A 20,699-nucleotide genomic window follows, 5' to 3' on the forward strand; every position below is an offset into this window, starting at 1 on the left:
GTGTTGGCGCGGGTGCTGCGAATGCCGAGCAGCAGCCGGACGGCAGGGCGTTCGTCCTTGCTCAGACGGTGCCCGGTCCGTGCGCTGGTCCGCTCACTGGGCGCCGGGGCGCACCAGGCCGCTCTCGTACGCGTATACGGCCGCCTGCACCCGGTCGCGCAGACCGAGCTTGGTCAGCACATGGCCGACATGCGTCTTGACCGTGGTCTCACTGACGAACAGATCCGCGGCGATCTCCGCATTCGACAGACCGCGCGCCACCAGCTTCAGCACCTCGACCTCACGGTCCGTCAGCGTGTGCAGGGTGTCGGGCACCGGCTCCTCGCCGGACGGCAGATGGTCCGCATACTTGTCGAGCAGCCTGCGGGTGATGCTCGGAGCGAGCATCGCCTCGCCCGCGGCGACCACGCGGATGGCCTGCACCAGCTCATTGGCCGGAGCGTCCTTCAACAGGAAGCCGCTGGCACCGGCGCGCAGCGCCTCCACCACATACTCGTCGAGATCGAACGTGGTCAGCACCAGCACCTTCGCCGGACCGTCACGGCCGGGACCGGTGATCTGACGCGTCGCCTCGACGCCGTCCATCCGGGGCATACGGATGTCCATCAGCACCACATCGGGCTGCAGCGCCCGCACCTGGTCGAGAGCCTGGAGACCGTCACCGGCCTCGCCCACCACCGCGAGATCCCCCTCCGCCTCCAGAATCATCCGGAAGCCGGTGCGCAGCAGCGGTTGGTCATCGACCAGTAGGACGCGGATAGCCACAGGGTCTCCTTAAGGTCCTTCGAGGGCCACAGGCCGGCCGGCCTCAGCACGGACCGGATCCATTCTGCCCTGGACATCCTGCTCCGACTCCGCCGGGCGTACTGACAACGGATAGACCGGGGGAGTGCCACCGAATTCGGGGCAGACCGACTGGTGGTCGCACCAGCCGCAGAGCTTCGTCGGCCGGGGCCGCCACTCGCCCGTCTCCGTCGCCTGCCGGATCGCGTCCCAGAGCGCCAGCAGCTTCCGCTCGACGCGTTCCAGATCCGCCACCACCGGGTCGTACGTCATGATGTCGCCGCTGCCGAGATAGACGAGCTGGAGCCGGCGGGGCACCACGCCCTTGAGCCGCCAGATCACCAGGGCGTAGAACTTCATCTGGAAGAGCGCGCCTTCCGCGTACTCCGGGCGCGGCGCCTTCCCCGTCTTGTAGTCGACGATCCGGACCTCGCCCGTCGGTGCCACATCGATGCGGTCGATCACCCCGCGCAGCCGCAGCCCCGACTCCAGCTCCGTCTCGACGAACAGCTCCCGTTCGGCGGGCTCCAGGCGCGTTGGATCCTCCAGTGAGAACCACCCCTCCACCAGGCTCTCCGCCTCCGAGAGCCAACGCGCCAGCCGCTCGCCCCCGGCATCCTCCGCGAACAGCTCCGACAGCTCCGGCTTCGACTCGAGCAGCCGGTCCCACTGGCCGGGGATCAGCGCCGTGGCCCGGCCGGCCGTGCGCTCCACCGCCGGGTTGTCGAAGAGCCGCTCGAGCACCGCATGCACCAGCGTGCCCCGGGTCGCCGCTTCGCTGGGCTTCTCCGGCAGTTTGTCGATGACCCGGAAGCGGTACAGCAGAGGACACTGCATGAAATCGCTCGCCCGCGACGGCGACAGGGACGAAGGCGGCTGAGGCGGCCGCGGCAGGGAGGTCATGTCGAAGACCCTACGGCCCGCCACTGACAGTCGGCGGCATACCATCGACCACACACCCTCGAACACTGCATGATCGTGCCGGACGGCACCGACCGAAGGGACCTCGTGGACGAGAGCGGCGACAGCGGGCGGCCGCAGCCCGGTGCAGGGGGAACGGACCCCGGCGCCGGCCCCGAGAAGGGCGAACCGCGGCGCCCCGAAGAGCCCGGCGGCGGCCTGCTCATGGGCCGTCCTTTCGGCGTGCCCGTGTACGTCGCGCCCAGCTGGTTCATCGTGGCCGCACTGATCACCTGGGTCTTCGGAGGCCAGCTCGAACGGGTACTGCCCGAGCTCGGCGCGGCTCGCTATCTGGTCTCCCTCTTCTTCGCGATCGCCTTCTACGCGTCCGTGCTCGTCCACGAACTCGCCCACACAGTCGTCGCGCTGCGCTACAAGCTGCCGGTGCGCCGCATCCAGCTCCAGTTCTTCGGCGGCGTCTCCGAGATCGAGAAGGAGTCCGAGACCCCCGGCCGCGAATTCGTTCTCGCCTTCGTCGGCCCGCTGCTCTCCCTGGTGCTCGCCGGGCTCTTCTACGTAGGGATGACGTTCGTCGCGCCCGGTACCGTGCCCGGTGTCCTCCTCGCCGGACTGATGATCTCCAACCTCCTGGTGGCCGCCTTCAATCTCCTCCCCGGTCTCCCGCTCGACGGCGGGCGCATGCTCCGTGCCGTCGTCTGGAAGATCACCGGGCGGCCGATGAGCGGCACCGTCGCAGCCGCCTGGGTCGGCCGCGCGCTCGCCGTCGTCACTCTCATCGGCCTCCCGCTGCTCACCCACACCGGCTCCTTCGGGAACAACCCCCGAGACCTCAGCGGCTTGGACACCGTCACCGACGCGCTGCTCGCCGCCATCCTCGCCGCCATCATCTGGACCGGTGCGGGCAACAGCCTGCGCATGGCCCGCCTGCGCGAACACCTCCCCGAACTGCGCGCCCGCACCCTCACCCGGCGTGCCGTTCCGGTGGAGGCCGCCACCCCGCTCTCCGAGGCCCTGCGCCGCGCCAACGAGGCGGGCGCCCGTGCCCTCGTCGTCGTCGACGGACACGGCGAACCCCAGGGCGTCGTCCGCGAGACGGCCATCGTCTCCGTCCCCGAACACCGCCGCCCCTGGGTCGCCGTCAGCAGCCTCGCCCAGGACCTCACCGAGGGCATGAAGATCTCCGCAGAGCTGGCCGGCGAAGCACTCCTGGACAGGCTCAAGGCCAACCCCGCCACCGAATACCTCGTCCTCGAGGAGACCGGCGAGATCTACGGCGTGCTGTCCACCGCCGACGTCGAACGGGCATTCGTCGCCGCCCTGGCCAGGCCCGCCGCCTGACCGCCCGGGCTCGCGGTCGGCGCGCCGGGAATCACCGGTAGGCTGGTCACATGTCTGAACCGACCGGTGCCGCCCGCCGACGCGGGCCCTTCAAGGTCGGGGACCAGGTCCAGCTCACCGATCCCAAGGGACGCCACTACACCTTCACGCTCGAAGCCGGAAAGAATTTCCACACCCACAAGGGTTCTTTCCCGCACGACGAGCTGATCGGTGCCCCCGAGGGCAGTGTTGTCCGAACCACGGGAAACGTCGCCTACCTCGCGCTGCGCCCCCTGCTCCCCGACTACGTCCTGTCCATGCCCCGCGGCGCAGCCGTGGTCTACCCCAAGGACGCGGGGCAGATCCTGGCCTTCGCCGACATCTTCCCCGGCGCCCGCGTCGTGGAAGCCGGCGTCGGCTCCGGGTCGCTCTCCACCTTCCTGCTGCGCGCCATCGGCGACCAGGGCATGCTGCACTCCTACGAGCGCCGTGAGGACTTCGCCGAGATCGCCCAGCAGAACGTGGAACGCTACTTCGGCGAACCGCACCCCGCCTGGCAGCTCACCGTCGGCGATCTCCAGGACAACCTCTCGGACACCGACGTCGACCGTGTCATCCTCGACATGCTCGCCCCCTGGGAGTGCCTGGAGGCCGTCTCCAAGGCGCTCGTGCCCGGTGGCATCCTCTGCGCGTACGTCGCGACCACCACCCAGCTCGCACGGACCGTCGAGTCCATCCGTGAGATCGGCTGCTTCGCCGAACCGCAGCCCTGGGAGTCGATGATCCGCAACTGGCACGTCGAGGGCCTGGCCGTCCGCCCAGACCACCGCATGATCGGCCACACCGGCTTCCTCGTCACCGCCCGCCGTCTGGCCGACGGTGTGGAGGCCCCGCTGCGCCGCCGCCGCCCCGCAAAGGGCGCCTACGGTGAGGACTACGACGGTCCCGGCAGCCAGAGCGGCTCCTCCCGCGGCTGAGCCGCACAACGGACCGGCGCCGCCGACGAGTTCCCGGACCGACACGGGAACTCGTCGGCGGCGCCTTTTCGTTGCCGCTGGGGAAGCCCATCCGTGCCGACCCCACCGTTTCCCTGCTCTGTGAGGTGTGGCACGATGCTGGCCACCCCCACGCCACAGCGGACATCCCACCGGCGGCACCGCCCACCCAGGCATCGTCGAACCACAGGAACCACAGGAGACATCCCGCGTGCAGCCCTCCGAGCTCCCGGACCTCGCGCACACCGACACCAAGCCGCTGCACTGGCTGGCCACCGCGACAGCCATGGCCGCTGTCGTCGCAGCCGCCGGCATGCTCCAGCCGGACCCCACGGCCTCCGCCTCGACCCCCCACCGCACCACCGCGCAGCACGGCACCGCATCCGTCGCCGCACCCGATCCGGAGCGGGCAACCTTCCCCCTGGAATGCGGCGGGCTGGAGAGCACCGTGGCCAAACAGGCACCCGGCGACCTCGACGGCGACGGCCGCCCCGAGACCGTCGCCGTGGTCCACTGCGCGGCCGGCTCCGGCACCCCGCCCAGCGGCGTCTACGTCCTCACGCAAGGAAGCGGGGCCACGCCCAGGGTCGTGGCGACCCTGGTGGACCCCGCCCAGGAGATGAGCGTCGGCGATTTCGCGGTGCGTGACGGCGTCATCTCCGCCACCCTGCTCGGCTACTCCTCGGCCGCAGTGCCGCGCTGCTGTCCCGACCAGCAGGAAGAGGTCACCTGGCAGTGGCAGGGCGGCGCATTCGTCCGCGCCACCCAGGCCGCCCCGAGCAGCGCCTGATCGGTCACTGCGCGTGATCGCCCGCCCGGAACCGCCGGATCAGGCGGCCTCGGGACCGTACACCTCGACCCTGTCCGAAACGCGACGCACATGGATGCAGTCGCCCGGGCACTCCTTGGCCGAGTCGACCACATCCTGAAGAAGCGGCAGCGGTACGGGCGTCGTCGCGCCCTTGTCCTGCAGCAGCTCGTCGTCGCTGCTCTTCACATACGCCAGACCGTCGATGTCCAGCTCGAACACCTCGGGTGCGTACTGCACGCAGATGCCGTCTCCCGTGCAGAGGTCCTGATCGATCCAGACCTCCAGGTCCTGCGTGTCGCTGCCGGTGGGAGCGTCCTGCTGCACGGTCATTTCTCCTGCCGTTTCCTGCGTATCCGAACCAAAAGTAGCCAGCCCTGACGGGTGTTGAACGGTTCGACGATACAACCGGCCGCTTTCCGATGTTGAAGGGTGGGTATTCCCCTGACACGAGGGGGAACGCAAGGGTGAAGATCGGACACGCCTCGCAGTCTTTGTGATCTAGGGGTTTCAATCATCACCCACCCAGGTAGGGTCAGGAAGCGTCCAGCTCCCCTTGGAGGAGGTGAGGACCGTGGCAGCCCACGACGACGACATCAACCGCGGCATCCGGCCCGGGCGGGGGTCCGAAGACCCAGCCGGCCAGGTCGCCTATCTCGAGCAGGAAATCGCCGTCCTGCGACGTAAGCTCGCCGACTCTCCGCGCCATACGAGGATTCTCGAAGAGCGGATCGTCGAGTTGCAGACCAACCTGGCAGGCGTGTCCGCGCAGAATGAGCGGCTCGCCAACACACTCCGCGAGGCCCGCGACCAGATTGTGGCCCTCAAGGAAGAAGTCGACCGGCTCGCACAGCCGCCGGCCGGTTTCGGTGTGTTCTTGCAGGGCAATGAGGACGGCACCTGCGACATCTTCACCGGGGGCCGAAAGCTCCGGGTGAACGTCAGCCCCAGCGTTGAGCTCGACGACCTCCGGCGCGGCCAGGAAGTCATGCTCAATGAAGCGCTCAACGTGGTCGACGCCATGGAATTCGAGCGAGCCGGGGACATCGTCACACTCAAGGAAATCCTCGAGGACGGCGAACGGGCCCTGGTCATCGGGCACACCGACGAGGAACGGGTGGTACGGCTCGCCGAGCCGCTGCTGGACATCACCATCCGCCCCGGCGACGCCCTGCTGCTCGAACCCAGGTCCGGGTACGTCTACGAAGTGGTGCCCAAGAGCGAGGTCGAAGAGCTCGTCCTCGAAGAAGTGCCGGACATCGACTACGACAAGATCGGCGGCCTGGGCGACCAGATCGAGCTGATCCGGGACGCGGTCGAGCTCCCCTACCTCCACCCCGACCTCTTCAAGGAACACGAACTGCGGCCACCGAAGGGCATCCTGCTCTACGGCCCGCCCGGCTGCGGCAAGACACTCATTGCCAAGGCCGTGGCCAACTCCCTTGCCAAGAAGGTCGCCGAGGTCACCGGCCAGCCCGCGGGCAAGAGCTACTTCCTCAACATCAAGGGCCCGGAACTCCTCAACAAGTACGTCGGCGAGACCGAGCGGCACATCCGCCTGGTCTTCCAGCGCGCCCGTGAGAAGGCGGGCGAGGGCACCCCCGTCATCGTCTTCTTCGATGAGATGGAGTCCCTATTCCGCACCCGGGGATCCGGCGTCAGCTCGGACGTGGAGAACACCATCGTCCCCCAGCTGCTCGCCGAGATCGACGGCGTCGAGGGCCTGGAGAACGTCATCGTCATCGGCGCCTCCAACCGCGAGGACATGATCGACCCCGCGATCCTGCGACCCGGCCGGCTCGATGTGAAGATCAAGATCGAGCGCCCCGACGCAGAGGCTGCGAAGGACATCTTCGCGAAGTACCTCACGCCTTCGCTGCCCCTGCACGCGGACGACCTCGCGGAGCACACCGGCTCCAAGGAAGCCGCTGCGCACGCCATGATCCAGTCGGTCGTCGAGCGGATGTACACCGAGTCCGAGGAGAACCGCTTCCTCGAGGTCACGTACGCCAACGGCGACAAGGAAGTCCTCTACTTCAAGGACTTCAATTCCGGCGCGATGATCCAGAACATCGTCGACCGGGCCAAGAAGATGGCCATCAAGGCCTTCCTCGACCAGGGCCAGAAGGGGCTTCGCGTCTCCCATCTCCTCCAGGCGTGCGTGGACGAGTTCAAGGAGAACGAGGACCTGCCGAACACCACGAACCCGGACGACTGGGCCAGGATCTCCGGCAAGAAGGGCGAGCGGATCGTCTTCATCCGTACGCTGGTCACCGGAAAGCAGGGCGCAGACACCGGTCGCTCCATCGACACGGTGGCGAATACCGGGCAGTACCTGTAGAACGCAGACCGGCTGCGGATGCCCGGCCGGGCATCCGCAGCCGGTTGCTTTCCGGACAGCTCACGCGACACCGCAGCAATGACGTATTTGATCTCCCCACCAGCACAGAGTCGCTCTAGGCTCTTGCGTACCGCCCGGTCGCGCAGTGCGGGAACGGGCACCGCACACGCACCGGACAAGCAGCGGTACTTGAGCGCCGCCCCCTCAAGGGAGCGCCGCCGGGCAAGGAGGGCCGCATGACCGTACGGCGAGTAATGGGCATCGAGACGGAGTACGGGATCTCCGTCCCCGGCCACCCCAACGCCAATGCCATGCTCACCTCGTCCCAGATCGTCAACGCCTACGCAGCGGCGATGCACCGGGCGCGCCGCGCCCGCTGGGACTTCGAGGAGGAGAACCCGCTGCGGGACGCGCGAGGTTTCGACCTCGCCCGCGAGACCGCGGACTCCAGCCAGCTCACCGACGAGGACATCGGCCTGGCCAATGTCATCCTCACCAACGGGGCCCGCCTCTACGTCGACCATGCGCACCCCGAATACAGCTCCCCGGAAGTCACCAATCCGCGGGACGCGGTCCTCTGGGACAAGGCCGGCGAACGCATCATGGCCGAAGCGGCCGAACGCGCGGCCCAGCTTCCCGGCGCCCAGCCGATCCACCTCTACAAGAACAACACCGACAACAAGGGCGCCTCGTACGGCACGCACGAGAACTACCTGATGAAGCGGGAAACCCCGTTCTCCGACATCGTGCGCCATCTGACGCCGTTCTTCGTCTCCCGCCAGGTGGTCACCGGAGCGGGACGCGTGGGAATCGGCCAGGACGGCCACGAGCACGGCTTCCAGATCAGTCAGCGCGCCGACTACTTCGAGGTCGAGGTCGGGCTGGAGACCACCCTCAAGCGCCCCATCATCAACACCCGCGACGAACCCCACTCCGATGCCGAGAAGTACCGCCGGCTCCATGTGATCATCGGCGACGCGAACCTCTCGGAGATCTCCACCTATCTCAAGCTCGGCACCACCGCCCTGGTCCTCTCCATGATCGAGGACGGCTTCATCAACGTCGATCTCGCGGTCGACCAGCCGGTGCGCACCCTGCACCACGTCTCCCACGACCCGACACTGAAGCATCTGATCACGCTGCGTAGCGGCCGTACGCTCACCGCGGTGCAGCTCCAGATGGAGTACTTCGAGCTGGGCCGCAAGTACGTCGAGGAACGGTACGGGGTGGACGCCGACGAGCAGACCAAGGACGTCCTGATCCGCTGGGAGGACACCCTCAACCGGCTGGAGAACGATCCGATGAGCCTGTCCGGCGAGCTCGACTGGATCGCCAAGCGGGAGCTGATGGAGGGCTACCGCCGCCGGGACAGCCTGGACTGGGACGCGGCGCGCCTGCACCTGGTGGATCTCCAGTATGCCGATGTGAGGGCCGACAAGGGCCTCTACAACCGTCTGGCGGCCCGCGGGAAGATGAAGCGCCTGCTGGACGAGGACGCGGTCGAGAAGGCCCGTACGAAGCCTCCGGAGGACACCAGGGCCTATTTCCGCGGCCGCTGCCTGGAACAGTACGCGGACGACGTGGCCGCGGCCTCCTGGGACTCGGTCATCTTCGACCTGCCGGGTCATGACTCACTGCAACGGGTACCCACCCTGGAACCGCTCCGAGGCACCCGTAATCACGTCAAGGAGCTCCTGGACCGCTGTCGCACGGCGGAAGAGCTGGTCCAGGTGCTGTCGGGCGGCTGAAAGGGCCGCGATCGGGGAAACATCGGGATGACCCCCGGACGTTGAGACAACTACCGGGCCAATGTCGGACCCCGTAGGTAGGGTCTGATCAAGTGCTTCGAACCGAGCGGGGTGAGCTAGATGGCGACCAAGGACACCGGCGGCGGACAGCAGAAGGCGACGCGCTCCACCGAGGAGGTCGAGGAGCAGGCGCAGGACGCGCAGGCGTCCGAGGACCTCAAGGAGCGCCAGGAGAAGCTGAGCGACGATGTCGACTCGGTTCTGGACGAGATCGATGACGTACTCGAAGAGAACGCAGAGGACTTCGTGCGTTCCTTCGTTCAAAAGGGTGGACAGTAGTTCACGAACGTGAACGCGGGGGAGTGGAGAGGTACGCGCGGTACGGGCCGGGTCGGCCCGTACCGCGCGGCCACAAGCGCACCGCAGGCCGTGCAGCTGTCCCCGCAGTTCATGTGGATCACCGCCGCGGGGCGGGTAGGGTCCGTGGCGTAAACGCATTGACTGCAATTCGGCCGTCGGCACGTTGGGAGACGATCCTGACACCTTGCGCAGGGCCGTCGCATACCTGGAGGGAAACGCGTGGAAGCCAACACTCGTAGCACCGGGCGTCTACCAGCTGCCTTCCTGACGCCGGGATCCTCTTCGTTCATGGATTTCCTGTCCGACCATTCTCCCGAGATGCTCCCGGGCAACCGGAACCTGCCGCCCCTGCAGGGGGCCATCGAGGCGCCGCACGGGACGACCATCGTGGCGGCGACGTTCCCCGGCGGTGTGGTCCTGGCCGGTGACCGGCGGGCGACCATGGGCAACGTGATCGCGCAGCGCGACATCGAGAAGGTCTTCCCGGCCGACGAGTATTCGGCGGTGGGCATCGCCGGCACGGCCGGACTGGCCGTGGAGATGGTCAAGCTCTTCCAGTTGGAGCTGGAGCACTTCGAGAAGGTCGAGGGCGCCCAGCTCTCCCTGGAGGGCAAGGCGAACCGGCTCTCCACGATGATCCGCAGCAATCTGGCGATGGCCATGCAGGGTCTTGCCGTGGTGCCGCTCTTCGCGGGCTTCGACGTCGACCGCGGGAAGGGCCGGATCTTCTCGTACGACGTCACCGGCGGCCGCTCCGAGGAACACGGATACGCTGCCACCGGATCCGGGTCGATCTTCGCCCGTGGCTCGATGAAGAAGCTCTACCGCGAGGATCTGACGGAGCAGCAGGCCCTCACCCTGGTCGTGCAGGCGCTGTACGACGCCGCGGACGACGACTCGGCGACCGGCGGTCCCGATGTGGCCCGGCGGATCTACCCGATCGTCACCGTCATCACCGACGAGGGCTTCCGGAAGCTGGCCGAGGCGGAATCCTCCGAGATCGCCCGCTCGATTCTGGAACGCCGGATGGAACAGCCCGACGGCCCGCGCGCCGCGCTGCTCTGATCCCCGTTCCGCTGCTTCTTCGATGCTCTCGTCACTGACAGAAAGGGACGGATAACCGGTGTCGACGCCGTTCTATGTCTCACCTCAGCAGGCCATGGCCGACCGGGCGGAATACGCCCGGAAGGGCATCGCCCGTGGTCGCAGCCTTGTTGTGCTGCAGTACGCCGACGGCATTGTGTTCGTCGGCGAGAACCCGTCCCGTGCGCTGCACAAGTTCAGCGAGATCTATGACCGGATCGGTTTCGCCGCCGCCGGCAAGTACAACGAGTACGAGAATCTCCGCATCGGCGGTGTGCGCTATGCCGATCTGCGTGGATACACGTACGACCGTGACGATGTGACAGCCCGTGGGCTGGCCAATGTCTATGCGCAGACGCTCGGCACCATCTTCTCCAGTGCGGCCGAGAAGCCGTACGAGGTGGAGCTGGTGGTCGCCGAGGTCGGCGCCGAGCCGGAGGGTGACCAGATCTACCGGCTGCCGCACGACGGCTCGATCGTCGACGAGCACGGATCGGTCGCGGTCGGCGGGAATGCCGAGCAGATCAGCACCTTCCTGGACCAGCGGCACCGCGACGGCATGACGCTCGCCGAGGCGCTCAAGCTGGCGGTGCAGGCGCTGTCCCGCGATCCCAACGGCAGCGAGCGGGAGATCCCCGCGGAGCGGCTGGAAGTCGCAGTCCTGGACCGTACGAGGCCGCAGCAGCGGAAGTTCAAGCGGATCGTCGGCCGGCAGCTGGCGCGGCTGCTGGAGGCGGACGGCGGCTCCGCACCGACGGATGCCCCCTCCGACATCGAGGACGGCGAGGGCACCGAGTCCCCCACGAGCACGACGGATGTCACCAAGTCCACCGATTCCGGTGGGGACGTGGAGTCCTCCGAGGAGTAGTCCACGCTGTGCCGGTGCCCCGGTCCGCCCTTCCCGGCGGGCCGGGGCACCGTCATGAGCGCCGACCGTCCGCGGGCGGGGGCGCCGAGGAGCCCCGTGCGACCAGGTGCACGGGCAGGCTGCCGGGCTCGGCCGGGCGGCCGTCCAGGACCGCCAGCAGGGCGGCCATGCCACGTTCACCGACCCGCTCGGCGGGCAGCTGCACCGTGGTGAGCTCCGGTTCGACGGCCGTGGCCAGGGCCAGATCGTCGAAACCGGTGACGGAGAGGTCGTCGGGGACGCGGAGCCCCAGCCTGCGGGCAGCCTTGCAGGCGCCCGCGGCGAGGATGTCGTCGTCGCAGATGATGGCGGTGGGCCGGGGGCCGGAGGCGCCGAGTGCGTGTTCCGCTCCTTCGCGGCCTGCCTGTACGTCGAGCGTCGCCGTGACGGTCCGTACGGAGGTGCCGGGCACCGCCCCCAGGGCGTCGTGGAGCGCCCGGGCACGGACCGCGAAGGTCCAGGTGTCGACCGCCGACGCGAGGTGGACGAAGCGGCGGTGGCCGAGCGCGAGCAGATGCTCCGCGACCTGCCACATGCCGTCGGCGATGTCGAGGTTGACCCGTGCCGCGACGCCGGTGTCCGCCGGGTCGCTGTCGAGCATGACCAGCGGCAGGCCGGCGCCGCGCAGCACGTCGAGTGCGCCGGCGGCCATGGAGGAGGCGATCACCCCGTCGAGGGAGGCACGCGCCGAGGCGAAGGGATCCCTGGCCGGCCCCGTGCCTTCGGGGGACGGGTAGAGGACGACCCCGAAGCCGTGTTCGGCGGCGACCGCGGCGGCGCCGGTGTAGACGCGCGCGAAGAATTCGCTGGTGAGCGCGGGGACGACCAGCAGTGCGGTCCTGGTGCGGCCCAGGCGGAGGTTGCGGGCGGCGAGATTGGGCTGGTAGCCGAGTTCGTGCGCGGCGTGCCGTACACGCTCGGCGGTGGCCTCGGAGACCCTGCCTCGCCATTTGTCGCCCAGCACGAGGGAGACGGTGGCCTGCGAGACGCCTGCGGCCCGCGCGACATCGCGGCTGGTTGGCCGGGCTGGGGCGGGCTGTGACTGTGGTGCGCTGGTCACTCGGGCCTCCGGGCCGGTCGGGGGGCAGGCGCCGTGAGGTGGACCTGCGGACTGGGCACATGGTACGTATGAACCTCGGCGTTATACGTAAAACCCAGGGTGCCGGAGAGCGCCCGAGGGAGAGGGGCGGGACATGGCCGCGGGATTTCTGGACATCCTCCGGGCGCGGCACGCCGCCCGGCTGCTGGCAGGGACCCTGGTTGGGCGGCTCCCGAGCGGCACCGCCCATATCGCGATCGTGCTGTTCACCCGGGCCGAGGGCGGCAGTTACACCCTCGCCGGTGCGCTCGCGGCCGTGTACGGGCTGTCCACCGCGGTCGGGCAGCCGCTGCTGGGCCGCGCCGTGGACCTGTACGGTCAGCCGCGAGTACAGCTCCCGGCCTCCGTGGTGTCGGCGCTGGGTATGGCCCTGCTGGCACTGGTGGGCCTGGGGTCACTGCCGCTGGCCTACGGGGCGGTGATGGTGGCCGGCGTGTTCACCCCGCCGCTGGAGGGCGGTCTGCGGGCCCTGTGGCCGAGCGTCCTGGGCGGCGAGGACCGGGTGCACCGGGCGTACGCGATGGACGCCGTCGCCCAGGAGGTGATGTTCACCGTGGGCCCGCTGCTGGTGACGCTGCTCGTCTCCCTCTGGTCGCCCGCTGCCGCTCTGCTCGTCATCAACGCGATAGGGGTCCTGGGGGCGCTCTCCGTCGTCCTCTCCGAGCCCTCCCGCGCCTGGCGTTCCGCGCCCCGTGAGGCGCACTGGCTGGGCGCGCTGCGCTCGCCGGGACTGCTGGTGCTGCTCGGCTCGTTCTTCTTCGTGGGGCTCGCGCTCGGTTCGATCACGGTGGCCGGGGTGGCGTACGCCGACGACCACGGCCGGGAGTCGGTGTACGGCTGGCTGATGGCCGCGCTCGGGCTGGGTGCGCTGGTCGGTGGTGCGGTGTACGGGGCGCGGCAGTGGGCCGGGGCGCCGGAGCGCCGGCTGCGTGTCATCGTCGCGCTGCTGGCGCTGGGCTATCTGCCGCTGATGCTGACTCCCGGGGTGGTCGCCATGACCGCTCTGGCAGCAGTGTCCGGAGTCTTTCTGGCGCCCGCGATCGCGTGCTCGTTCATCGTGGTCGACCGGCATGCTCCGCAGGGCACGGTGACCGAGGCGTTCTCCTGGCTGGTGACGACGTTCGGAGTGGGCGCGGCGGCGGGAACGGCCGTGGCAGGTCCGGCCGTCGAGCTGGGCGGCACGACGTGGAGCTTCGCCGTCGCGGGGGCCGGCGGGGTGGCGGCGCTGCTGGTCCTGCTGGCCACGGGAAAGGTCCTCGCAGTTCCCGGGCGTACGGCCGTTGCTGTACAAGGATCGGAAAATGATCGAAACGGTGCTGTCGAACCCGGTTTCAGCTCAGGCCATCAGGCGTAATGTTCAGTCATGGACCGCCGCATTTTCGGGCTGGAGAACGAGTACGGCGTCACGTGCACGTTCAGGGGACAGCGCCGACTGTCTCCTGATGAAGTGGCGCGCTACCTCTTCCGCCGTGTTGTGTCATGGGGCCGCAGCAGCAATGTCTTTCTGCGGAACGGCGCCCGCCTCTACCTTGACGTGGGATCGCATCCGGAATATGCAACCCCCGAATGCGACAACCTGACCGAGTTGGTCACCCACGACAAGGCCGGCGAGCGCATTCTCGAAGGCCTGCTCGTCGACGCCGAACGCCGCCTGCACGAGGAGGGAATCGCGGGCGACGTCTATCTCTTCAAGAACAACACCGACTCGGCGGGAAACTCCTACGGGTGTCACGAGAACTATCTCGTGGCGCGGCACGGAGAATTCTCCCGGCTCGCGGACATCCTCATTCCCTTCCTCGTCACGAGGCAACTGATCTGCGGCGCGGGCAAGGTGCTGCAGACACCCCGGGGCGCCGTCTACTGCGTCAGCCAGCGTGCCGAGCACATCTGGGAGGGCGTCAGCTCCGCCACGACGCGCTCCCGCCCGATCATCAACACGCGTGACGAGCCGCATGCGGACGCGGAGCGGTACCGCCGCCTCCACGTCATCGTCGGTGACTCCAACATGTCCGAGACGACCATGCTGCTCAAGGTGGGCGCGACCGATCTGGTGCTTCGCATGATCGAGGCGGGCACCGTGATGCGGGATCTGACGCTGGAGAACCCGATCCGGGCGATCCGCGAGGTCAGTCACGACACCACGGGGCAGCGCAAGGTGCGCCTGGCCAGTGGCCGCGAGGCGTCCGCCATCGAGGTGCAGCGCGAGTACTACGAGAAGGCCGTCGACTTCGTCGACCGCCGTGGCATCCGGACCGGAACCGTCGCTCAGGTCCTGGAGCTGTGGGGCCGTACGCTCGACGCGGTCGAGGCCGAGGACCTCGACCGGATCGAGACCGAGATCGACTGGGTGATGAAGTACAAGCTCATCGAGCGGTACCGGGCCAAGCACAACATGACCATGTCGCATCCGCGGGTCGCCCAGATAGACCTCGCGTACCACGACATCCACCGCCGCCGCGGCCTGTACTACCTGCTGGAGCGCAAGGGACAGGCCGCCCGTGTCTGCAACGACCTGAAGATCTTCGAGGGCAAGTCCGTGCCCCCGCAGACGACCAGGGCACGGCTGCGAGGTGACTTCATCCGCAGGGCCCAGGAGCAGCGGCGGGACTTCACCGTCGACTGGGTCCATCTCAAGCTCAACGACCAGGCGCAGCGCACGGTGTTGTGCAAGGACCCGTTCCGTTCGGTGGACGACCGAGTGGAGAAGCTGATCGCGGGTATGTGAGCCGGCAACAGGACAACCTCGGCTTCCGACGCGACGCGGGCCCCGTACGTTCCTCGTACGGGGCCCTGCGTACGCCCTAGAGTGTCGAGGACTAAACCAACTGTGCCGTCTGAGATCTGAGGAACAAGTGCGCCGACTTGCCGGCCTTCTCGTCGTCCCCCTGTTGCTGCTGACAGCGGCCTGCGGTGACGAAAAGGGCTCCGCTTCCGCTTCCGCTTCCGCTTCCGCCGCGTCCAAGGACGGGTTCCCCGCGATCACCGCGGGCGCGAAATTCGGCGAGAAGCCCACCCTGTCCAAGGGCACGGGGAACCCGCCCAAGGAGCTGAAGACCAGGGTCGTCAGCCAGGGTGACGGCGCCACGCTCAAGAACGGCGATGCGATCCAGGTCAACTACCTCGGGCAGGCCTGGGACTCCGACAAGCCGTTCGACAACAGTTTCGACCGCAAGCAGCCGTTCGATCTGACCCTCGGCGCCGGCATGGTCATCCAGGGCTGGGACAAGGGCCTCGTCGGCCAGAAGGTCGGCAGCCGGGTCGAGCTGGTCATTCCGCCGGATCTCGGTTACGGAGCGCAGGGCCAGGGCGACATCAAGCCGAACGCCACGCTCGTCTTCGTCGTCGACATTCTGAAGTCGACGCAGATCCCGACGTCGGCCAAGGGCACCGCGGTCGCCCAGGACAATATCGACCTGCCCAAGGTCGGCACCAACACCGACGGCAAGGCCCCCAAGGTCACCATCCCCACCAAGACCGACCCGCCGAAGAAGCTCGTCTCCAATTACATCCTGGAGTCCAAGGGCGACGTCGTGAAGGACACCGACAGCGTCATCGTGAACTACGTCGGTCTGCTGTGGAAGGACGGCAAGACGTTCGACAGCACCTACACGGCGGGCAAGACGCAGACCTTCCCACTGGCCCAGGTCACCCTGAAGGGGCTCAAGAACGGTCTGGTCGGCAAGAAGATCGGCAGCCGTGTGCTCCTTGTCATCCCGCCGGACCAGGGGTTCGGTGACAAGGCGCAGCAGACCATCCCCGCGAAGTCCACGCTGGTGTTCGCCGTGGACATCCTGGCAAAGATGTAAGACTGTCCCGGTTGCCCAGTTCATCATTAAGAGGAGCAAGTCAGTGAGCATCGAGAAGCCCGAGATCGACTTCCCGGGTGGCGAGCCGCCGGCCGACCTGGAAATCAAGGACATCTGGGAAGGCGACGGCGCGGTGGCCGAGGCGGGCGCCACCGTCTCCGTCCACTACGTGGGCGTGGCCTTCTCCACCGGCGAGGAGTTCGACGCCTCCTGGAACCGCGGCACTCCGCTGCAGTTCCAGCTCGGTGCCGGCCAGGTCATCTCCGGCTGGGACAAGGGCGTGCAGGGCATGAAGGTCGGCGGCCGTCGCCAGCTGACCATCCCCGCGCACCTCGCGTACGGCGACCGCGGCGCCGGTGGCGGCCGTATCGCCCCCGGCGAGACGCTGATCTTCGTCTGCGACCTGGTCGCCGTCTGATCCGCATCCGTGCGATACGAGGGCCCGTGCCTGGGGGCACGGGCCCTCGCTTTTGTCCGGACCGCGCGTAGCGGTACGGTCGACGGTTGTAGAGCAAAACAGAAAGGGCGTCGATGGCGATTGCCAAGGCCGAGCGGTTGATGAACCTGGCCCTGTGTCTGCTGGGGACCCGGCGCCCGCTGAGCAAGCGCGAACTGCGCGGCTCCATCGAGGCCTACCTGGAAGCCGGTTCCGACGACGCCTTCAACCGGATGTTCGAGCGCGACAAGGACGATCTGCGCGAGCTCGGTCTGATCATCGAGACCGTGGAGAACCTGGACGGCGACACGGGATATCTCGCCCGCCGCGACAGCAACCGGCTGCCCCCGATCACGCTGGACGCCGAGGAGGCCGCCGCACTCGGACTGGCCGCCAAGGTCTGGCAGCAGGCGCGGCTGGCCGGTGCCGCCAGCGGAGCGTTGCAGAAGCTGCGGGCCGCGGGCATGCCGGAGGCCGAGGACGCGTACGAGGTGCACAGCGCCCTCGAGCCCCGCATCCCCGTTCATGAGGCCGCGTTCGAGCCGTTGATGCTGGCCTGCCGGGACCGCCGCCCGGTGACCTTCGACTACCGCAAGGCCAACGCCGCCCGGCCCGAGCAGCGCCAGGTCGAGCCGTGGACGCTGGAGTGCTGGCGCGGCCACTGGTATCTGGCCGGCTGGGACCGGGACCGCGGCGCCGAGCGGGTGTTCCGGCTCTCCCGGATCACCGGCCGGGTCCGCTCCCGGGCCGGGGCCTTCACCGTTGAGGTGCCCGACGTCGTGACCGTCCGCGAGACCGTCGAGAGCTGGGCGGGGGAGACGGCGACCCGGACCGCGCGGATCAGGCTGCGGGCCGGTGCCGGATACCCGCTGCGCTCGCGCGCCATATCGGTCCGGGAACTCGGGGACGGGTGGGACGAGTTGGAGATTCCGTACGGACACGGCCTGGACGCCTGGCTCGTCGAGTTCGGTCCGGACGTCGTCGTACAGGAACCCGCCGATCTGCGGGCCGATGTGGTGGACCGGCTGCGCGCCGTGGCCAAGGACTGAGGGGGACCGTATACATGGCCACGAACGCGATCGACCAGACCCGCCGGATGCTCTCCCTGGTGACGTATCTGCGTGAGCGCCCCGGCGCCCACGTCCAGGACGTCGCCCGTGCCTTCGGGATCACCGAGGACGAGCTGATCTCCGACCTCGACGTGCTGCCCATGTGCGGTACGAGCTTCCGCGGCGGGGATCTGCTGGACATCGACACCGACGGCGACCGGATCTGGTGGCACAACCCGGACGATGTCGCGGAACCGCTGCGGCTCGCGGCCGACGAGGCGACGGCGCTCCTGGTCGCCGCCCGCGCCGTGGCCACGCTGCCGGGGCTGCGTGAGAGCGACCGGCAGGCGCTGCTGCGGGCCACCGCGAAGCTGGAGACCGCGGCCGGTGAGGTGGGGGCGGCGAGCTCGCGGCTTTCGGTCACCTTCGAGTCCGAGGGCGGTGTCTTCGCCGATGTCGACCGGGCGATCTCCGAGCGGCGCCGGCTCTGGCTGCGCTACTACTCGCCCGCGCGCGATGAACTCACCGAGCGCGAGGTGGACCCGATCCGGCTGTTCGCCGTGGGGCATACGTACATGGAGGCCTGGTGCAGGTCCTCCGAGGACCGGCGGACGTTCCGGCTCGACCGGGTCGCCGAGATCCGGCTGCTGGACGAGCCGGCCGCGCCGCCCGAGCTCGAACTGCGGGATCTTTCCGAAGGGCTCGTCCAGCCGGCGGCCGAGGACCCGGAGGTCGTGGTAGAGGTGGGCCCCGGCGGCCGGTGGGTCGCCGAGTACTACCCGCACGACAGCGCACAGGAGCTGCCGGACGGCGGGCTGCGGATCACCCTGCGCACCCCCGATCCGGCTTCGCTGCGCAGACTCGCGCTGCGACTGGGCCGGGAAGGCCGCATCGTCTCCCCGCCGGAACTGGCGCAGAGCGCACAGCAGGCGGCCCGTGCGGCGCTCGCTGCCTATGACGGACCGGCCTGAGCGGATACCTGAGGGAGATATGCGCAATATATCTGTGGTGTCAGGTGTCCCGACCGTGGTGGTGCCCGAGTCTGTACGGTTCAAGGCCGCCTGCCCGGACTGCCGCGAGCGGTTCGAGCTGGCAGCGGGCGCCATCCGCCTCGCCGTGGGCGCCAGCCGCCGGACGACGTTCTACTCCTTCACCTGCCCGGAGTGCGGCGCGGCCGTCCGTAAGCCCGCCGGAGAACGGATTGTTGAGCTCCTCACCGGTGGCGGGGTGCGGACGCTGCGCCTCCACACCGGCCTTTAGAACTTCGGACACCTAGACACATTGAGGCTCTGCGCATGTTCTGGCCCATGCTCGCCATCGTCCTGGGGTTTCTCGGGATCACCGTTCTCGGCGTGCTGGCCGTCAAGGTCTTCATCGAGGCCCAGCGTCTGGGGCGTCAGGTGACGCGAACGACCCAGCGCATCAACCGGGCGGCGGAGGACCTGGAGCGGGCCGCGACGGATCTTGCTGCCACCGGTGACGCGTTGCGCTAGATGTACCGCCCCACGATCGTGTGAGCCTGTGAGCAGGGTCGATCGATCGGGGGAGGGCGCGGCCTCCAGTTTCTGGGGTTCGGGGGGTACGCTGCTGAAGCGGCCCTGAGAGCGAGGCATGGGCCGTAATCGCAAGGATGCATGGGTATTGCCCTGCGTTTACTTCTGCGGGATACGATCGCTGACAGTACGACGATCGGACGTCCGTCCGACGTTCGATCCGCCCCACCCCTGCTGCCTCGGTGAGAAGGTACACGCATATGTTCGGAAGGCTCGGCGCTCCCGAGATCATCCTGATCCTCGTCGTCGTTGTTCTGCTGTTCGGCGCGAAGAAGCTTCCTGACATGGCTCGCTCGCTCGGCAAGTCGGCCCGCATCCTCAAGAGCGAGGCCAAGGCCATGAAGTCCGAGGGCAGCCCGTCGGCCACCCCGGCCGAGCCGGCGAACGACGCCGCCCAGGACCAGGTTGCCCCGCGCACCATCAAGGCCGCGCCCGGTGATGTGACCAGTTCGCGTCCGGTCGCGGAGCCGACCGACTCGACCAAGCGCTGACAAGAACCGGGCCGACGCAGGCGCCCTGATCAGTGAGGGCCTGCTGCACGAGATGAGGACGTGGGTTGCTCAAGTCTGCCCGCAAGCAGGAGACGGACCCAGAGGGCCGCATGCCCTTGGTGGAGCACCTGCGTGAGCTGCGTAACCGGCTGGCGAAGGGCATGCTGGCCATCGTTGTCGTGACGATCGCCGCAGCCTTCTACAGCCAGGCGCTGATGGAGTTCCTCTCTGCTCCCGTGCCCCGTTGCGAGAAGGGACTGGGCGAGACAACCGGGGGCGCGTGCGCGGTCATTGCGTACACCGACCTTCTCTCCCCCTTCACGACGACGGTGAAGGTCAGCCTCATGGCCGGCGTCATCGTCGCCAGCCCGATCTGGCTGTTCCAGCTGTGGGCGTTCGTGGCGCCCGGGCTCCACAAGCACGAGCGGAAGTACACGTACGCCTTCGTGGCGGCCGCAGTACCGCTGTTCCTCGGTGGTGCCGCGCTCGCCTACACGATCCTGCCGATCAGCATGCGTGTCCTGTTGGGCATCACGCCCGACGGGTCGGCGAACATCCTTCCGATGGACAAGATCCTCGACTTCACGGTCCGGATGGTGCTCATCTTCGGAGCGGCTTTCGAGCTGCCGCTGCTCCTGATCATGTTGAACCTGACGGGCATAGTGACCGGACGTCGCATGCTCGGCTGGTGGCGCGGTGTGGTCATGGGAGTGTTCGTCTTCGGGGCAGTGGCGACTCCCACCACCGACCCCGTGGGGATGATCGCGCTCGCGGGTCCGATCGTGGTCCTGTACTTCATGGCAGTCGGTTTCTCTCTGCTGAACGACAAGCGGCGACGCCGTGCCGATCCCGACGCCGAACTGGACGACGACGAGGCATCGGAGCTGGACCTCACCCCCGAGGACGTCGGCGAGGTCGAATCGGTCTCGTCCGCCCGGGCGTTGCCCGCACAGGCGAGTTCGGACCGGGACCGCGTGAACGGTTACGACGACATCACCTGAC

22 protein-coding genes and 1 pseudogene are annotated in these 20,699 nt (G+C 68.3%); 19 read left to right on the plus strand and 4 right to left on the minus strand.

Annotation, left to right across the window (positions count from 1 at the left end; all coding sequences use genetic code 11):
• Positions 1-93: 93 nt before the first annotated feature.
• Positions 94-765 (minus strand): response regulator, encoded by a 672-nt coding sequence (locus ACZ7IB_RS17490; RefSeq protein ID WP_093541287.1) that lies wholly within the window; start codon positions 763-765, stop codon positions 94-96.
• Between the two features lie 9 nt (positions 766-774).
• Positions 775-1,620 (minus strand): RecB family exonuclease, encoded by an 846-nt coding sequence (locus tag ACZ7IB_RS17495; RefSeq protein ID WP_470913381.1) that lies wholly within the window; start codon positions 1,618-1,620, stop codon positions 775-777.
• 171 nt (positions 1,621-1,791) lie between these two features.
• Between ACZ7IB_RS17495 and ACZ7IB_RS17500 the strand changes: the two genes are divergently transcribed.
• The 3 genes from ACZ7IB_RS17500 (at position 1,792) to ACZ7IB_RS17510 (ending at position 4,806) form a co-directional block, all read left to right on the plus strand.
• Positions 1,792-3,042 (plus strand): site-2 protease family protein, encoded by a 1,251-nt coding sequence (locus ACZ7IB_RS17500; protein WP_114248900.1) that lies wholly within the window; start codon positions 1,792-1,794, stop codon positions 3,040-3,042.
• Positions 3,043-3,092: 50 nt separating this feature from the next.
• The gene (locus tag ACZ7IB_RS17505; protein ID WP_093541283.1) at positions 3,093-3,998 is read left to right on the plus strand and encodes a tRNA (adenine-N1)-methyltransferase; all 906 of its coding nucleotides are present in this window, start codon (positions 3,093-3,095) and stop codon (positions 3,996-3,998) included.
• Positions 3,999-4,227: 229 nt separating this feature from the next.
• On the plus strand, positions 4,228-4,806 hold the full coding sequence (locus ACZ7IB_RS17510) for a hypothetical protein (protein WP_470913315.1): 579 nt from the start codon (positions 4,228-4,230) through the stop codon (positions 4,804-4,806).
• Positions 4,807-4,845: 39 nt separating this feature from the next.
• Here ACZ7IB_RS17510 and ACZ7IB_RS17515 read toward each other — a convergent pair whose 3' ends face one another.
• Positions 4,846-5,157, minus strand: a complete 312-nt coding sequence (locus ACZ7IB_RS17515; RefSeq protein WP_093894146.1) for a ferredoxin — start codon at positions 5,155-5,157, stop codon at positions 4,846-4,848.
• A 241-nt stretch (positions 5,158-5,398) separates the two neighbouring features.
• On the opposite strand from ACZ7IB_RS17515, the gene arc reads away from it, so the two are divergent.
• From arc to prcA, 6 genes and pseudogenes are all read left to right on the plus strand, one after another.
• A complete protein-coding gene (gene arc, locus ACZ7IB_RS17520; RefSeq protein WP_351087150.1) occupies positions 5,399-7,165 on the plus strand; it encodes a proteasome ATPase in 1,767 nt (588 codons plus the stop codon).
• A gap of 236 nt (positions 7,166-7,401) precedes the next feature.
• A complete protein-coding gene (gene dop, locus ACZ7IB_RS17525; protein WP_470913316.1) occupies positions 7,402-8,913 on the plus strand; it encodes a depupylase/deamidase Dop in 1,512 nt (503 codons plus the stop codon).
• A gap of 120 nt (positions 8,914-9,033) precedes the next feature.
• Complete coding sequence (locus tag ACZ7IB_RS17530; RefSeq protein ID WP_016325855.1) at positions 9,034-9,252, plus strand: ubiquitin-like protein Pup; 219 nt, start codon at positions 9,034-9,036, stop codon at positions 9,250-9,252.
• 101 nt (positions 9,253-9,353) lie between these two features.
• Positions 9,354-9,541: pseudogene (locus ACZ7IB_RS17535) on the plus strand (endonuclease domain-containing protein); the annotation flags it as partial.
• Entirely contained in the window at positions 9,493-10,338 is an 846-nt protein-coding gene (gene prcB / locus ACZ7IB_RS17540) for a proteasome subunit beta (protein WP_470913317.1), read from the plus strand. The pseudogene ACZ7IB_RS17535 and the gene prcB, both read left to right, overlap by 49 nt.
• A 58-nt stretch (positions 10,339-10,396) precedes the next feature.
• Positions 10,397-11,224, plus strand: a complete 828-nt coding sequence (gene prcA / locus ACZ7IB_RS17545; protein ID WP_389604282.1) for a proteasome subunit alpha — start codon at positions 10,397-10,399, stop codon at positions 11,222-11,224.
• A 52-nt stretch (positions 11,225-11,276) separates the two neighbouring features.
• Here the strand turns inward: prcA and ACZ7IB_RS17550 are convergent, their stop codons facing one another.
• Positions 11,277-12,323: a LacI family DNA-binding transcriptional regulator gene (locus tag ACZ7IB_RS17550; protein WP_470913318.1), complete on the minus strand. Its 1,047-nt coding sequence runs from the start codon at positions 12,321-12,323 to the stop codon at positions 11,277-11,279.
• Positions 12,324-12,456: 133 nt separating this feature from the next.
• On the opposite strand from ACZ7IB_RS17550, the gene ACZ7IB_RS17555 reads away from it, so the two are divergent.
• The 10 genes from ACZ7IB_RS17555 (at position 12,457) to tatC (ending at position 20,698) form a co-directional block, all read left to right on the plus strand.
• Positions 12,457-13,716 (plus strand): MFS transporter, encoded by a 1,260-nt coding sequence (locus tag ACZ7IB_RS17555; RefSeq protein WP_470913319.1) that lies wholly within the window; start codon positions 12,457-12,459, stop codon positions 13,714-13,716.
• Between the two features lie 9 nt (positions 13,717-13,725).
• The gene (pafA, locus tag ACZ7IB_RS17560) at positions 13,726-15,087 is read left to right on the plus strand and encodes a Pup--protein ligase (protein WP_093894153.1); all 1,362 of its coding nucleotides are present in this window, start codon (positions 13,726-13,728) and stop codon (positions 15,085-15,087) included.
• A gap of 127 nt (positions 15,088-15,214) precedes the next feature.
• Positions 15,215-16,168: an FKBP-type peptidyl-prolyl cis-trans isomerase gene (locus tag ACZ7IB_RS17565; protein ID WP_470913320.1), complete on the plus strand. Its 954-nt coding sequence runs from the start codon at positions 15,215-15,217 to the stop codon at positions 16,166-16,168.
• A 43-nt stretch (positions 16,169-16,211) separates the two neighbouring features.
• Positions 16,212-16,586, plus strand: coding sequence for an FKBP-type peptidyl-prolyl cis-trans isomerase (locus tag ACZ7IB_RS17570; protein WP_266362870.1), 375 nt, complete (start codon positions 16,212-16,214; stop codon positions 16,584-16,586).
• 113 nt (positions 16,587-16,699) lie between these two features.
• Positions 16,700-17,653, plus strand: a complete 954-nt coding sequence (locus ACZ7IB_RS17575) for a helix-turn-helix transcriptional regulator (protein ID WP_189276192.1) — start codon at positions 16,700-16,702, stop codon at positions 17,651-17,653.
• 14 nt (positions 17,654-17,667) lie between these two features.
• Positions 17,668-18,624: a helix-turn-helix transcriptional regulator gene (locus ACZ7IB_RS17580; RefSeq protein ID WP_351262375.1), complete on the plus strand. Its 957-nt coding sequence runs from the start codon at positions 17,668-17,670 to the stop codon at positions 18,622-18,624.
• A gap of 19 nt (positions 18,625-18,643) precedes the next feature.
• Positions 18,644-18,913 carry a hypothetical protein gene (locus ACZ7IB_RS17585; RefSeq protein WP_470913321.1) on the plus strand — a complete coding sequence of 90 codons (270 nt, stop codon included), beginning with the start codon at positions 18,644-18,646 and terminating at the stop codon, positions 18,911-18,913.
• A gap of 35 nt (positions 18,914-18,948) precedes the next feature.
• Complete coding sequence (locus ACZ7IB_RS17590) at positions 18,949-19,146, plus strand: hypothetical protein (RefSeq protein WP_470913322.1); 198 nt, start codon at positions 18,949-18,951, stop codon at positions 19,144-19,146.
• Between the two features lie 260 nt (positions 19,147-19,406).
• Positions 19,407-19,697, plus strand: a complete 291-nt coding sequence (gene tatA, locus ACZ7IB_RS17595; protein ID WP_470913323.1) for a Sec-independent protein translocase subunit TatA — start codon at positions 19,407-19,409, stop codon at positions 19,695-19,697.
• A gap of 110 nt (positions 19,698-19,807) precedes the next feature.
• Positions 19,808-20,698, plus strand: a complete 891-nt coding sequence (gene tatC, locus ACZ7IB_RS17600; RefSeq protein WP_470913382.1) for a twin-arginine translocase subunit TatC — start codon at positions 19,808-19,810, stop codon at positions 20,696-20,698.
• Position 20,699 lies beyond the last annotated feature (1 nt).

This window comes from Streptomyces sp. NPDC037301 (assembly GCF_055602785.1).